The sequence below is a fragment of the Thermococcus sp. genome, from assembly GCF_027012695.1.
Lineage (GTDB): Archaea > Methanobacteriota_B > Thermococci > Thermococcales > Thermococcaceae > Thermococcus.
In genome coordinates this window covers 1-14,329 of record NZ_JALUYR010000011.1, presented here as the reverse complement: position 1 = coordinate 14,329, position 14,329 = coordinate 1, and the positions used below count along the sequence as shown (strand labels likewise).

The window sequence follows — 14,329 nt, the reverse complement described above, 5'->3', positions numbered from 1 at the left end:
ACCTATCGCGTGACGGTAAAGGCCTGCAACGAATACCACTGCGAGGTCTATGGCTTCACGGTTTCCGGCTACGGCTACGACTTTGGGTGAGGTTTTTAACCTCCCCGCTTATTCCATTTTGGTGATAACATGGAGAGGATTGTCGAAATTCTGCGCGAAATTCTCGAGATACCTTCTCCAACCGGCTACACCAGGGAGGTTCTTGCGCACATCGAGAAGAGGCTCAACGAGGTTGGAATAAAGACGTATTACACCAACAAGGGCGTTTTAATAGCGGGCAACCATCCTGAGCCCGATCTCGTAATAGTGGGCCACGTTGATACCCTTGGAGCGATGGTAAAGGGAATTTTGCCGGACGGGCATTTGAGCTTCACAAAAATCGGTGGACTCCTCCTTCCGACGTTTGAGGGTGAGTACTGCACGATAATAACCCGCTCAGGGAAGAGGTTTAGAGGAACGCTCCTTCTCAAGAACCCGAGCGTCCACGTGAACAGAGAGGCTGGAAAGAAGGAGAGGAAGGAGGAGAGCATGTACATCCGCCTCGACGAGCTCGTCGAGAAGAAAGAAGACACCGAGAAGCTCGGCATCAGGCCGGGAGACTTCATAGCCTTCGACCCGAAGTTCGAGTACGTCAACGGCTTCGTCAAGGCGCACTTTTTAGATGACAAGGCGAGCGTCGCGGTTATGATTGACCTCCTCCTTGATTTGGCTGACGAGCTCGAAAAACTGCCAGTTGCTTTCTTCTTCTCGCCCTACGAGGAGGTCGGCCATGGCGGTTCAGCAGGCTATCCATCGAGCACTAAAGAGCTACTCGTCGTGGACATGGGTGTTGTCGGCGAAGGCGTCTACGGTAAAGAAACGGCCGTCTCGATAGCGGCGAAGGACTCCAGCGGGCCGTACGACTACGAGATGACGAGCAAGCTCATCGAGCTGGCCGAAAAGAACGACATTCCGCATGTGGTTGATGTGTTCCCCTACTACGGTTCCGATGGAAGCGCAGCATTAAGGGCAGGCTGGGACTTCAGGGTTGCCCTCATTGGGCCCGGTGTCCACGCGAGCCACGGCATGGAGAGAACGCACGTTAAAGGCCTCCTCGCAACGAAGGAGCTGATAAGGGCCTACATCGAGGAGAAGTTTCTCTGAACTTTTTTCTGTTTTGAAGGGAAAAAGGTGAAAATTGGGAGATTGAATAGTCCTGCCGGGACTTACTTCTTTCTACCCATGAGGAACACCAGCCCCAGTATCAGCAGGGCACCAAGGCCGAGGGCGTAGAGGAACCGGGTATCGGACGATGTTTCTTGCTCTCCTCCGCTCGAATGCGTCGGAGAGTCCTCCGGGGAGCTTGAAACAGGGGTTGTCGCGTTGAGGTTCGGCGGAGAGATTGGACTGGAGCCGTTGAAGGCCCTCAGCTCCATGAACAAATTCTCCGGGACCTTCCTCTCGATGTAGAACGGCCCGTCACTTATGACGGCGTTGCCGAAGGTGTCTATCCACTCGATGAGCCTCGCGTAGCCCTCTTCCGGATCTCTCACCTCGTCTGCTATCGCAGTTGGTACCGCTTTCTTCTCCATCAGATGCACCAGTACCTTCCTCAGGTCGGCGACGTGCTCTTTGGTGAGGAAGTTGAGGCACTCGATATTTCCCCCGGCGTTGCCAAGGGAGTAGTTCCGATAGATTCCGTAGGCTCTCCCGTTAGCCACGAGCTCGCCCATCGCGTAGTAGAGCTCCCACGGAGACTTCGGGTAGAAGAGGTAGTCCTTTGCCGTGAGGTCGTCGGCGATGGGGTGGGAATAACTGCCATAGACGACGTAACCGTCATCTGTAAACTCGAAGCCGAGGACGTTCCTGAGCAAAGTGGCGACCCCGGAGAGGTCGTCCTCGTAGTATCTGTCCTCTGGACCGTCCCTGTAGGCCCAGGTGTAGAGGAAGGCTATGTAGTACTTAATGTCGGCCTCCCTCATTCTAACGCCGTTGTGCCACTCGCCGAGATCGCAGCTTATCCTGATTCTGACCCTGGCCGTCTCGCCGGCGTGGGGGTTTATCCAGCCCTGGATCTGGTTGTAGACGACGGCATCATCCGGAACAGTGAAGTTTCCCCTCTCAACGTTCCACCTGCACCTATAGGGCGTGTAGAGGCCGTTCCGGTCGGTGTATCCCGCCGGGTCGTGGAGGAGGTCCCAGAGGCTGATTGGAAAGAGGGGGTACCTTGACTCCACCGCCGGGTTAAAGGGAAGGCAGAAACATCCGCCTGTGGGGATGAGGTGGGTAACTCTCAGGACGCCGTCGGGCGTTTCCGCGCTCAGGAGGCTCCACCTGTTGAAGAGGCCAAGGCTTGGATCCGTCTTTATTCCAGAAACCCTCTCTCTGTTGACGGGGGAGAACTCCCAGACCTCCGTGAGGAAAACCCTCGCGCTCTCCATTATGCCCAGGCCCATCGATATCTTCTGGAGGTCCCAGTACTGGCCCTCGGTGGTTATCTTGATCGGCTCCTCGGGGACGAGGTCCGGGTGAAGGTGCGGGGTTCCCTCGATGGACTTCCTGTCAATGGTGAAGTAGGTCAACAGGTAAGTGAGCTCCTCCTCGGTCCAGTTGAGAATCCCTCCAAGCTCGGAAGCGCTTTTGTAGTACTCCGCCCCTATAGCTCGAAGCCCCGCATCGGCGTCGCCGTTGCCCACGTACATAAGAAACTCCCCAACTGTGACCGTGTTCCTGTGTTTGGGTTCGTCCCTGCCCGGCAGGTAGCCGTACCAGGCAGAATAGAACCAGGCGGTGTAGTCATCGACCCAGACGCTCGGAACCTCATCCTCGACCTTCCAGCCGCCGGTGTAGATGTTCCACTCGTAGTTGCTCGGCGGCTTGGCGAAGACAACCTGCCCGGCCTTCTGCTGGTCCCACTCAAGGCGCTCGACATTAAATCCAAAGTACTCCTCAATCAAACCTGCAACGTAGCGGCCGATTTCCTGCCTCTCGTCCTCTATGCGGATGACGAACTTAATGGTAACCGGCTCGCCGTCGAAGTACCAAGTGCCGTTTACCCTTTCGAGGCTGTGGTTGTACGGCGCGACCTGCTGGACAGTCTTCTCCATGCCCTCGTTGAAGAGCTCCATGGCCATGCTCAGGTTTCCAGAACCCGTGAGGTTGAGGGCGTTATAAACTGGCTCGAAGTACCTGTCAGCCGGGTGGCTGGGCCTGATGCAGCCGAACATGGGAGTAGCACCGCCTTTGTATATCTCCCGGACGATGTACTCCCTGTCTACGAGGTAGTTCAGCGCGAAGCGGACTTCCCGAACCGCGAAGGGGTTGAAGTAGACCTTGTCACCAACGGTAACCAGCGGAGCGTCCTTGTCCGGGTCGTGGTAGGTGTTGAAGGTCAGCTCGTTGTATGAGACTGCCCTGCTGTACAGATCGAGGCTTTTGAGAACATTGCCGCCGAGACGCAGGTAGTCCTCCATTGGCAGGGAGAAGAGTCCGATGTCGTACTGCCCGTTGGCTATCTGTGGAATAACTCTCTCGGGGTTCTGAACGCCCTGGAACTCGATGACGGAGACCCCTGGATTCACGGCCCGCGCTGGGGGCATCACTAAGAGGAAGGCGAGTAACAGAGTGAGGAAGAGTCTTCTCATATCTAAACACCAGGAGGAGTCGTTTGTGTTTGGTTGCTCCAGCACGAAACGGACGATTAAGGCTCAACAGGTGGTATATCTCGTGGCATCATATAAACCTTACCACAGAAGGAAAAAGAAGTAAGGGGTCATTCACTCTATCTTCGCCCCGCACACCGGGCAGAACTTCGCCCCCTCTGGAACTATGTGGCCGTTGGGACAGCGCTTTATCTCGTGCCCGCAGTAGGGACAGAAGCGCGCCCCCCTGGGGATCGGCTTGCCGCAGTAGGGACAGATTTCCTGTTGCTGTGCCGCTGGAGCGGCCTGCTGGGGCTGCTGGTAACCCGCTGGAGGAACGCCGCCACCCGTGTACGGCTGGGCCGGTTGCGCTGGTTGCTGGAGGAGCTGGGGCATTATCACCATCCCGGTTCCTATAGCGGCCCCCTCGCTCTTCCCGAGTTCCGCCGCGACCTGCTTTGCCGTGTCCATCTGCATCACAGCCTGAGCGTTGCCCGTCTGCATTATCCAGAAGAGCCTCTGGCGCCACTCGTCGGTGGTGTTGACGCCCTCAATTTTTACATCAACCAGCTCAAGGCCGAGCCTTCTGAAGTCCTCCATCAGCTTTACCTTAACCTGAGTGCTCACCATGTCGAGGTTCTGGAAGAGGTCAACTATCGAGTAAGCGGAGAGGTGCTTCATCATGCCCTCGTTGAAATATGCACGTATGAACCTGGTTACATCGCTGGTATCGTAGAGGCTCTGCCCTCCGACCACCTCGGTTATAAAGAGAACTGGATCTGCAACCTTGAACCAGTAGACGCCGTAGTACTTGACCGGCGCTAACTCTTTCGTCTGCGTTTCTCCTCCGTAGCGTCCCTGAAACTGCTTGGTGCTGACGAAAATTATCGTGGCCTTGAAGGGGCTGTTGCTTCCTCCGACTAGCCTGTAAAGGAGAGGCAGGTTCTGGGTCGTTAGCGTGTGTCTTCCCGGGCCAAGGACGTCGTAGATTTTGCCGTCGCGCATGAAGACCGCTACCTCGTACTCGTGGACTATCAGCTGGGCACCCCACTTTATGACCTCGTTCGGGTAGCGCCAGATTATCTCGTCTTCCCCGGGATTGACCCACTCGATTACCTGCACCATTTCACTCACCCACCGCGAAGCTCATCCTCCTGCTCAAAACCTCCTCGAAGGAGTTGAGCTTGTCGTCTAACTCCAAAACCGCCATGCCCAAAGCCTGTGGGTTGGCAATCCCCCCGTTTATCGCCTTAACGTTGTCAAGTATCTCCTCGGCCAGCTCAATCATCTTGGCATCGTACTCTATGAGCCTCTTTATCTCCTCCTCCCTGAACTTCACCCTGTCGAAGTAGCCGCGGTAACCTGCCTCCGCATGTCTGACCCTGCTCTCAAGCATCATGAGCTTCTTCCTCATCGTGTCGAGGGACATCAGCTGGGCACAGCTGACCATTGCACACCTCTGTATCGCCCTCTCCATCTCGCGTCTTGCCCGGGCGAGTATATCTGCCACCTTGCCGCGGACGAGCCTGTCGTCCTCCCTCAGGAGTTCCTTCTTCTTGTAGCCGTGGAAGCCCGGAACGGCAAGCTCAAGCTTTTCAACAATAGAGGTTTCCTTCCCCATATTACCACCTCAAATCGGCTTGAAGTATATGTTTCCCCCGCCGGAGGAAGACACCTCGCTCACGGTCCTCCTCTTCACGGAGCCTTTCTTGAATATCCCGTAGGAACCGGCTCCGGCCGAGATTAAACCGCCTACTATCCCCCAGATGCTCCCGTAGGCACCGGCTGCCGCTATTCCGAAGACCAGGCCGGCACCTATGAGTCCCGTCCCTAGGAGGGTGGCCTTCTTCCTCGCACCGCTCATCAGGGGATAGTTCGCCTCTATCACCCTCCCATCGGTTCCATCGACGTACCCCTCGAAGGACTCTCCTCCGTACTCGTAGTGGACCTCCCAGAGGGGGTAGTGAACCAGTCCCTGGTACTTTATCTCGTACTCAACGTTATCGTCCTCGAAGGGCTTGTCCTCCTCGAGGGCCTCGGAGCGTAGCGCATTGAGAAGGTGCTCGTAGACCTTTTTCTCTGCCTCTTCCTTCGTCACCTCAGGCTCGTAGTACCTGCCCTTTCCTACGATGGACTGGTCGAAGAACCTCTTTCCCCTGACCGGGAAGGGGTAACCATCGAGGAGGGGGGCAAACGGCGAACCTGCGGGGACACCCTCGAAGAAGACCTCCTCTATCGTCGTCCACCGCCTGTACCTGCCGTGGGCGTAGAAGAAGTGAACCGGGACCCAGTGGAGCTGTTTTTTGGTAATCTTCGCACCCGTTATGTCCGCAGGAGCACCATACTGCCTCGAGAGGAACTTGAGCAGAACCCCACCGGCGTCCTTCTTCATCGGCGGGAAGAAGTAGTGCTCCTCCGTGGCTTCCTCGCCCGTATGGACGTGGAAGGTCGTCCCGCAGTAGGGGCAGGTGGCAACGGTAACCGTGTCTGGAACCTTGAACTTGGCCGAACAGGTTGGACACTGAACATCCATTTTACCACCTCCTCGCGCCGAGGAACCTTCCGCCGTGCTCTATTCTCTGCCCCTCGAGAACCTTGGCCCCGAAGTAGCCGCTCAGGCCCGCGCCGAAGAGAGTCGCGAAGAGCGCCACCAGGGAAGCGCCCGCCGCACCCCCGTAGGCGGCCCCAACGGCGCCTATAATCGTGCCCATAACCGCCCCCGTGAGGTACTGGGCGCGCCGCCATATCGGCATCGGCTCCGTCGCGGCGACGTCCTTTCCATCCCAGCCGGCGAAGACGACGTGGAATATCGAGTTCTCGACTTTGTAGTAGACGGTCCACATCGGGAGGAGCAGGAGTGAAACGTTCTCAGGCTCATCGGCGGTGACATCGAAGTAATCTATCCTGTCCGATTTGGAAGAGAACTCCCGTCTTATGACGTCAACCGCGTCCTCGCGCATCATCAGTTTTGCCTGGTTCTCGTCCATCTCCGTGTTGAGTATCTCGAGCTTTATCCTTCCCCACCCGTCCTCATCAAGGTCGAGGAGCCGCTTTGAGTCCGGCCGGGCCTTTGAGTAGTGCCGTATGACGTCATCAACGCCAAAACTTTGAACCTGCCTCCTCGCGGAACCCATAAGCCTTAGGTTTCTGTCAACGTGCTCGTGGTAGTGCCGCTCAACCGTGCGGCAGTGGGTGTTTCCCTCGGAGTCGGTATGGCACTCCTCCTCTTCCACGGTGTACTCAACGTCACCCTCGACGTGAACCGTTCCGGCCCAGTAGGGGGCGTAGTGGCCCTCAATATCAACGATTTCTATTCTGTCCCTCATCCTCTTCAGGTCGAAATCCCTCTCAACCCGCTCCCAGAAGGCCTGAGCTATGGCGTTTTTGTTCAGCGTCGGGACAATGCGTATGTCCTCGGTTTTAAGGGCGCCGCTTATGTGGTTGGGAAAGCCGCAGTAGGGGCATACCGCGACTATCGTCTCGGGTGAAACCTCGAGGGGCGCACCGCACCTCTCACACCTGAACTCCTCCATTGTAACTCCCCATCGGGTTGGTTGTCATACTATTTAAACCGCCCGGAGGAGGGCTGTTTGAAATCCGAACCATAAGGCTTAAAACAAAACCCACGGATTTAGAGTCAGACCCAGAAATTGGATAAAACACAAAATCCAGACTGGGGATATAAGGTGGTTCAAATGCACGTTGAGAATAAAAGGACAACCTGGTTCCGGGGATGGCATCTCGATCCCTTTGAGGAACTCCAGAGGGTATGGAAGGCAGTCATGGACGGTGCCCAGATAGGTGTTCCCCACGTCGTTGGGAAGGCAAGGGTGAAGGATGGAGTCGTGTCCGGTCTCGAGCTGAGCGTCATCCTCCACGAGAAGGAAAGGGAATGCTCCTTCCGGGACGGGGACGAGGTGTATTTCATGGTTCCCGCCAGACCTGAGGAGGGAATAGATGGCATTTACGTCAGAATAAATCGGGCCCTGGTGAATGCCAGATGAAGCGGAAGAGCACCAGCGTTCGGATCGAGGCCTCCAGGGAGGCCGTGGAGAAGGTTCTTAAGGACGTGCCTTCATTCGTCACCAACTGGCCTTACGTGGTTAGAGTAAGCACGAGAAACGGTCTCACGGCGGAAATAATGCTTCCCCGCTTCCTATTCAAGTTCAGGGACGTATACCGCTTCGAGCACCATTCAGACTACAGCAGCTACATCTACGATGGGAGGGGTGAAAAAAGCCATCTAACCCTCGTCGTTACCCTCAAGCAATGGCAGAAGGGCGTGGAAGCTGCGCTTGAGCTCTCCTACTCCGGGAGGGGAGAGTTCTGGCTCGGAAAGACCCTGCAAGATCTGGTCGAGGGTATCGGGAAATCCCTCAGGGAACTGGCCGAGAGCGAGCAGGGGGCAACGAATGATATCCCCCAAAGCAGCGGGGACGTAGCAATCCACGTGGACTTCTCTGACCCGATGAGCGTTGCCAACTTCCTCGCCAAGTCCAGAATGGTCCACGGGGGGCTTCACGTCATAGGGAACGGAGGCCTCTTTGATCTGGTGGGCGAACTCAGGGGCACGATGAGGGACAGGATCCTGTACATCTCCGGAGTTACAAGCGACGGTACCAGTTCCTTTAAGGTCCTTCTGGACGGCAGCAGGATACTGGCCATAGAATACCGGGGACCTGAGGGAGTCGAGGTGATTAAGGTCGAGGGCGACGAGGACGCGAGGAAGGCCGCTGAGATAGCCGCTAAAATAAGCGGGCCGTACATGGTGAACGTTTGGGTTCCGATTGGGGGTGTCTGAATGATAAGGAATATGAACAGTTACCCGCTCTACGACGACGGGGAGCACAAGGTTTACTGGCTCGGAATAGAGGAGAGCGAGGAAGAGAGGGGGATTCTAACCAACCAGTACCTGGTCGTTGACGGGAACGAAGCGGCTCTGGTAGAGCCTGGGGGCTTCTTCGTGTTCTCCAGGGTTCTGAGGAACGTCTCTTCGATAGTTCCGCCGACACAAATAAAGTACCTGCTCTACTCGCACCAGGATCCCGATGTCGTTGCCGGGCTGAACCTGTGGTTCGAGTACGCCCCGCTGGCGAAACTTGTCATTTCGGACCTCTGGGTCCGGTTCATCCCGCACCTCGCGGTTCTCAGCGCGGGAAGAACCATTGGGATTCCGGATAAAGGGGCGGACTTCAAGCTCGGCAAATCGATCATCAAAGCGGTTCCCAGCCACTACCTCCACAGTCCCGGCAACTTCTCCTTCTACGACGAGAAGAGCGGAATCCTCTTCAGCTCCGACATAGGTGCGGCAGCGTTCTCAAAGGACGAGTGGTACCTCTTCGTGGAGGACTTCGAGGATCACATCAAACACATGGAGGGCTTCCACAGGCGCTACATGAGTTCCACAAAGGCTTTGAGGGCCTGGGTCAGGCACGTCAGGAAGCTGAAGCCGAAGGTCATAGCGCCGCAGCACGGGGCGATCTTCAGGGACGAGCACGTGGGGAAGTTCCTCGACTGGCTGGAAAGCTTGGAAGTCGGGATAGACGTCTTCGAGAAGGAGTTCTACGGGGAGTGAACCCCCAAAACTTTAAATTTATTTTCGAGCAAAGAGAATAATTCGGAGAAAAATTGAGCTGAAGAGGAGAGGGAGCTGACGGCCATCTACGAGGCCGTGATGAAGGGGGTGGCGGACGGCAAGGAAACCAGCACGGAGCTGTCCTCTCTCCTGTTTTCCTGCGGCCGGATAGAGAAGGACAATCCGGAGGTTCTTCAGAGGTACCTGTCAATTTTGACGGGCATGGGAATACTCAGGAAGATTCCCATCATCGGAAGGAAGAGGAAGAAGTTCGTTTATCAGCATGCCTCGCTGCTCCTCGACCTTCACTTATATCTCGAGGCGAAGTGCGCCTACATTGAACTTGAGACACCGCGGGAGTTCGTCAGGAAGGCCGTGAATGAGAAGGTTCCAAGGCACGTGGGAGACTTCGTCGAGAGCCTGCTCGCCAAAATCTACGGTCCCAGGCCGGTTAGGTTTGAGAAACCTCAGCTTGAACTTGACGTTCCCCTGGAAGGCTTCAAGAAGCTCGAACTCGTGGAAGAACCGCGTTGGGAGGGATGAGGTGAAAAAGATCGAGGAGAAGCTGGGGCAGTTCGACTGCAGGAAAGTCCTCATCGTGCCAAGCTTTGAAGTTCTCGACAGGGAACCTGAAAGGATCGAGGTTCTAACGCCGGAAGATTTACTAAAATTGGCAGAAGAGAGTCTGGAAAGAACGTTCAAATCCCAATAGTCCTGACCAGTTCAACCAGTTCCCACAGGTCTTTCACGTAGTAGTCTGCCCCCTCCACCCTTCCAAAACGGGTTACGTTGACGGTCTTCAAACCGGCCCTCTTCCCGGCCAAAACGTCGTGGGCGCTGTCACCGACCATCAAAGCCTCATCCGGCCTCAGGTTGAGCGACTTCAGGGCCTTCTCGACGAGGTACGGGTTTGGCTTCACCCCATCGAGGTGGGAGTAGTCCTTCCCGTAGACGACGTCGAAATAATTCCTCAGGCTAAAGAGATCAAGCACAAACTCCGTGCACTCCTGGGAGGCGTTGCTAACGGCGGCGAGCTTCAATCCGAGGTTCTTCAGATCCCCCAGTGCAGAAACGTCCGGGAAGGGTTTTATCCTCCCGAGTTTGGCCATCAATTTCCGGTAGGAGAGGTTGATCCGGTCAACGAGCTTCCAGAACTCCACGGGGTCAATACCAAGGCGCTCCACGTAGCTCCTTGGAAGTTCGCCGGTTACGGTCTTTCTGTATGTCCTGTAGTCGAGGTCAATGCCGCGTTTCAGTAGCTCCGGGCGAATCCACTCCTCGTACCATTTCCTGTTGTTGTAGCCTTCATAGTAAACCAGCGTCTCGTCAACGTCGAAGACCAGGCCCCTTATCATGGAAACCGCCTCGGCCAAGACCGATCTCATCACAGCTCAGCCGGTTGATCCCTCGTCATCGGCGGGAAAAGTAGGAGAGGGAACTTAAAAATCTTCAGAAGAGCTCCTCAAGTTTAACGTCAATCTTGTCCGGGTTGAATGGGAGGACATGCCTCGTTGTTTTGGGCGAGTAAACTTCCCCGCGCTTGACGAGTTCCATGACTTCCTCCTTTGTTGGGGCCTTCCTGATGAAGACGTAGTCAATCTCACCTTTTGCCATGTCCTCCCTGGCGTCTTCCTTGAGGCCGTAGTAGATGAGCTCTATCTTCCCTTCAACGCTCATCTCGTCGAGCACTTTGCTTACCTTCTTCTGCTCCTCAAGGCCACCGGGTATGGCAAAAACCTTCTCGCCGACGAGGGCGAAGGCTATCTCACCGCGCTCGGCCTTTTCTTCAGCGTTGGGGTCCTCAACGACCTCAAGGCCTTCCCTTTTGAGCCTCTCGATAACCTCCTTGAGGTCACCCTTGAAAGCGGGATACCAGGTGTAGACCTTCACGTCGTCGCTGAAGTAGTCGAGGATAACCGAAGGAGCCCTCTTCGCGCCGAGCTTCTGAAGACCGGCCCAGCGGTGGTGACCGTCAACGATGAGGTACTCCTCAGTTCCAGGAATCTTGGCCAGGAGCATCGGCTTCCAGAAGAGGCCAGAACCGGTGACGCTCTCTATGAAGGCCTCAAGCTCCTTCTGGACGAGCTGTTCGTGGGGCTTCATCCTGTCGAGCTCAATAAAGACGTAGTCAACCTTAACCGTCGGGATGTCGTACTTCGGAACCCTCTCAACTCCCATTCTCAACCCCCCGTAAGCATCAGACCTGCAGACGGGTATCGAAACGGGGGATAAAAAGGCTTTCCCTTTCAGGGTGAAGGGAAACTCCGGCCATCCTCCGGAGAATCCGCGGAAAACCCGAATATCTTGGGGGACAAGGGTTAAAACTCCGGAGAGCGTAGACAACCCCCATGAGGAACGTCGCTGACCTGCCCCTCCACGGTGGCCACGTTCCAGCGTGGCTCGCCCAGAGGATGAGAAAGCTGACGAGGTTAGTGCTTATTCTTGCAGTTGAGGAGTACGGGACGAAGGGTCTCCTTGAGAGGCTCTCCGACCCGGTCTGGTTCCAGGCATTCAACAACGTCATAGGGATGGACTGGGACAGTAGTGGCTCGACGACGGTAACCACTGGCATGATAAAGGACGCTCTCTGGCGGGAGGAACTTGGGATAAAAGCGGCCGGCGGGAAGGGGAAGAAGAGCCGGGCAACGCCGGAAGAGCTGAAAATTATCGCAAAGCTCTACGACCTTGACCCAGAGCAGTACGTCAGGACTTCAAGACTAGTTGCCAAGGTTGATACCGTCGCCCTTCAGACGGGCTATCAGCTCTACCATCACGTCTTCTTTCTCGATGAGGAGGGGAACTGGGCGGTGATACAGCAGGGCATGAACGAGAAAGCCAAACTCGCGAGGCGCTTCCACTGGTTTGACGCTGAAACCTTTACCCGCGACCCCCACAATGCCATTGCCGGACTGAGGAGGGAGTTCGCCCTCAACACCGTATCGAAAGAGGCCATGGAATACCAGGAGACCCTTCTCGACCTTGTCCAGGAGGGCCCGGTTAAGATAGAACGAGAGCTCGAGAGCCTGAAGGCGATATCTAAGGGTTACAGGCCCCTCGTGTACTACAAGCCCCGCGAGCCCTGGGAGAAAGACCTGCTGAAACACTACGAGAGTCTTGGAAAGGCAGAGCTGAACAAAAAAGCACTAGAATTTGCGAGGGAGCTCAGCGTTTCGAACTACGGGGAGTTTCTGCTCCTTAAGGGCCTCGGGCCGGGCACCTTGAGGGCTTTATCGCTCGTCCTTGAGTTAATCTACGACGTTCATCCGAGCTGGGCGGATCCGGTAACACATCCTCCGGATCCCTTCAAGTTCAGCTACGCCGTCGGCGGCAAGGATAAAGTGCCGTTCCCGATAGACAAGCCGGCTTACGACGAGCTGATTTCTTTCTTAGAAGAGCTCGTCTCAAGGCATCCGGAGGAGAGGGCCCTCATTAGAAACGTTACGAAGATAACGAAGAACTGGAAGTTCCCGGAGGGGGAGAAGAGGGCTACATAGCCCGCATACAAACCATGCTCCCCTGCGGTACCCTAAGCTCCCTCGCTATCGGCCGGCACTTGGCCCTGAGCAGGTAGAAAACTCGATCGTCCTTTATCTCGCTCAGCGTCTCGAAGTTGCCCTGCCCCTTGGCGATTATGAGGTCAGCCCTCCCAAAAACCTCCCTGAACTCTTCCGAGACCCGATCGAGGGGAACTCCAACTATTCTCGTCCCAGTGGAGATTATTCTGGCGAACTCCTCAAAGCCAGCTCTCTCAAGGTCTTCAACAGTTGCGTCGTTGATTATAGGGCCTTCTTTTCCGGCGACGTAGATTTTCAGGTGAGGAAACGCCTCCTTCAGCTTCCCTATGAAGAGCCTGTCAAAGTAAATCTCGCCGCAGTTGTCCGTTAGGTAGAGGAGGATCTTAGCTTTCCCCAGCCTATCAAAGAGCTCATCGGAGTGGTCAACGTAGAGCTCCTCGCCCAGCATTGCCCCAACGTCCTCCCCGATTCTCTCAGGGGAGTAGCCAACGGCGAAGTCTATCACGTTGCCGACTATAGCGAGCTTCAGTGCAGTCCTCAGGTCCATCTTCTCTTTCTCGATGTCGGAGACAACCTTCTCGGCCAGCCTGTTTGAGAGCTCCTTGTAGTCTTTAAACGGATCGTCGTTGCCTATGACTCTGTAAACACCGAGAAAAACCTCGCTGTCAAAAACAGCGGGAATCGAGTCCTCGTTTATCCTCCCCATGAGCTTTGCCGCCTCGATGATGCCCCTCTTCCTGAGCCCCAGGTCTTCCGTGCCAATCTCGACGATTTTCTGACACTGGTTCGCGGCACAGGCAAAGCACTCGTAGTGGATCTTCACGCTCACCACCCGAAGATGACAAGGTTTCAGAGCTTTTTAACACCACCGGCAGAACTGCGGAGAACTTCCAAGGGGTTTGAGAGTACAGGAAGCTTTTGGAAAAAAGCTTCACCAAAAGTTTGTGGCTTTCCATCAAAGGGAAGTCATTGGAGGAAGTTTTGCACTAAGTGTTCATTTTGCAAGGGGAACATTTGAGAAGAATCCTCCTGAAGGGTTTGCCTCCATTGACGCCCTCCGGGCGTCTATTCTAAAGCCAAACCAAGGCTAAAAAGATGCAATCCCATGCGTTCCCAATACTCAAACACACATCAAAAGAAACCACACAAAGAAATTGCATCTCAAGAAGGAGCTACAAACTTTGATGAAACTTTTGCTTGGCGAACAAACTTTGCGCTGCAAAGTTTGATCAAAGAGTAAACTCTCACCAAAACCGCCAGAATGAGTTTGTATGTCTTCCCAAAACTGGAAGTCCAAAACGGGTTTGTATCTAAAATTTCACTTAAAACAAGTTTCAACTTCTTCTTAACGCCCTTCGGGCGTTATTCTCACAGTGAAACACTATAAACTGGCAAGTGAAAGCAAACCCACTTTAAAACCGGAATTTCCGAGAAGTGACATGCGAACCTTGATCAAACTTCGCGCAGGCGAACAAGCTTTGGGAAAGCTTGACCAAAAATGACCCTTGCCACTCAAAAAGGGCAAAGATTAGCCGTGCACTACTCAAAAAGCAATTCAAGTCAGGGGTTAACACCAAACGAAGCCTTCTTAATAGTTTCAACTTTGTTTTTAGCGTCCT

General features: G+C 55.1%; 15 protein-coding genes. 7 read left to right on the top strand and 8 right to left on the bottom strand.

Features of this window, described 5'->3' with window-relative positions; translation table 11 throughout:
* Positions 1–129: 129 nt before the first annotated feature.
* Entirely contained in the window at positions 130–1,143 is a 1,014-nt protein-coding gene (locus MV985_RS00630) for a M42 family metallopeptidase (protein ID WP_297458063.1), read from the top strand.
* Positions 1,144–1,205: 62 nt separating this feature from the next.
* Here MV985_RS00630 and MV985_RS00625 read toward each other — a convergent pair whose 3' ends face one another.
* From MV985_RS00625 to MV985_RS00605, 5 genes are all read right to left on the bottom strand, one after another.
* Positions 1,206–3,623 carry an ABC transporter substrate-binding protein gene (locus tag MV985_RS00625; protein WP_297458061.1) on the bottom strand — a complete coding sequence of 806 codons (2,418 nt, stop codon included), beginning with the start codon at positions 3,621–3,623 and terminating at the stop codon, positions 1,206–1,208.
* A 132-nt stretch (positions 3,624–3,755) separates the two neighbouring features.
* Positions 3,756–4,745, bottom strand: coding sequence for an SPFH domain-containing protein (locus MV985_RS00620; RefSeq protein WP_297458059.1), 990 nt, complete (start codon positions 4,743–4,745; stop codon positions 3,756–3,758).
* A gap of 1 nt (position 4,746) precedes the next feature.
* The gene (locus MV985_RS00615) at positions 4,747–5,241 is read right to left on the bottom strand and encodes a hypothetical protein (RefSeq protein ID WP_297458057.1); all 495 of its coding nucleotides are present in this window, start codon (positions 5,239–5,241) and stop codon (positions 4,747–4,749) included.
* A gap of 9 nt (positions 5,242–5,250) precedes the next feature.
* Positions 5,251–6,153: a hypothetical protein gene (locus MV985_RS00610; protein WP_297458055.1), complete on the bottom strand. Its 903-nt coding sequence runs from the start codon at positions 6,151–6,153 to the stop codon at positions 5,251–5,253.
* 1 nt (position 6,154) lies between these two features.
* Positions 6,155–7,153, bottom strand: coding sequence for a hypothetical protein (locus MV985_RS00605; protein WP_297458053.1), 999 nt, complete (start codon positions 7,151–7,153; stop codon positions 6,155–6,157).
* Between the two features lie 162 nt (positions 7,154–7,315).
* Between MV985_RS00605 and MV985_RS00600 the strand changes: the two genes are divergently transcribed.
* From MV985_RS00600 to MV985_RS00580, 5 genes are all read left to right on the top strand, one after another.
* Complete coding sequence (locus MV985_RS00600) at positions 7,316–7,624, top strand: hypothetical protein (protein ID WP_297458051.1); 309 nt, start codon at positions 7,316–7,318, stop codon at positions 7,622–7,624.
* Complete coding sequence (locus MV985_RS00595) at positions 7,621–8,421, top strand: hypothetical protein (protein ID WP_297458049.1); 801 nt, start codon at positions 7,621–7,623, stop codon at positions 8,419–8,421. The genes MV985_RS00600 and MV985_RS00595 overlap by 4 nt, the downstream gene beginning before the upstream one ends.
* The gene (locus MV985_RS00590) at positions 8,422–9,195 is read left to right on the top strand and encodes an MBL fold metallo-hydrolase (protein ID WP_297458047.1); all 774 of its coding nucleotides are present in this window, start codon (positions 8,422–8,424) and stop codon (positions 9,193–9,195) included. It abuts the gene before it with no gap.
* A gap of 99 nt (positions 9,196–9,294) precedes the next feature.
* On the top strand, positions 9,295–9,738 hold the full coding sequence (locus MV985_RS00585) for a hypothetical protein (RefSeq protein ID WP_297458046.1): 444 nt from the start codon (positions 9,295–9,297) through the stop codon (positions 9,736–9,738).
* Position 9,739: 1 nt separating this feature from the next.
* Positions 9,740–9,907 carry a hypothetical protein gene (locus MV985_RS00580; RefSeq protein ID WP_297458044.1) on the top strand — a complete coding sequence of 56 codons (168 nt, stop codon included), beginning with the start codon at positions 9,740–9,742 and terminating at the stop codon, positions 9,905–9,907.
* Here MV985_RS00580 and MV985_RS00575 read toward each other — a convergent pair.
* Positions 9,894–10,550, bottom strand: a complete 657-nt coding sequence (locus tag MV985_RS00575; protein WP_297458068.1) for an HAD family hydrolase — start codon at positions 10,548–10,550, stop codon at positions 9,894–9,896. The genes MV985_RS00580 and MV985_RS00575 overlap by 14 nt on opposite strands.
* Before the next feature lie 94 nt (positions 10,551–10,644).
* Positions 10,645–11,373, bottom strand: a complete 729-nt coding sequence (serK, locus tag MV985_RS00570) for an L-serine kinase SerK (protein WP_297458042.1) — start codon at positions 11,371–11,373, stop codon at positions 10,645–10,647.
* Between the two features lie 170 nt (positions 11,374–11,543).
* Between serK and MV985_RS00565 the strand changes: the two genes are divergently transcribed.
* Entirely contained in the window at positions 11,544–12,689 is a 1,146-nt protein-coding gene (locus MV985_RS00565; protein ID WP_297458040.1) for a DUF763 domain-containing protein, read from the top strand.
* Here MV985_RS00565 and MV985_RS00560 read toward each other — a convergent pair.
* Positions 12,682–13,533 (bottom strand): damage-control phosphatase, encoded by an 852-nt coding sequence (locus tag MV985_RS00560; protein ID WP_297458066.1) that lies wholly within the window; start codon positions 13,531–13,533, stop codon positions 12,682–12,684. The genes MV985_RS00565 and MV985_RS00560 overlap by 8 nt on opposite strands.
* Between the last annotated feature and the right edge of the window lie 796 nt (positions 13,534–14,329).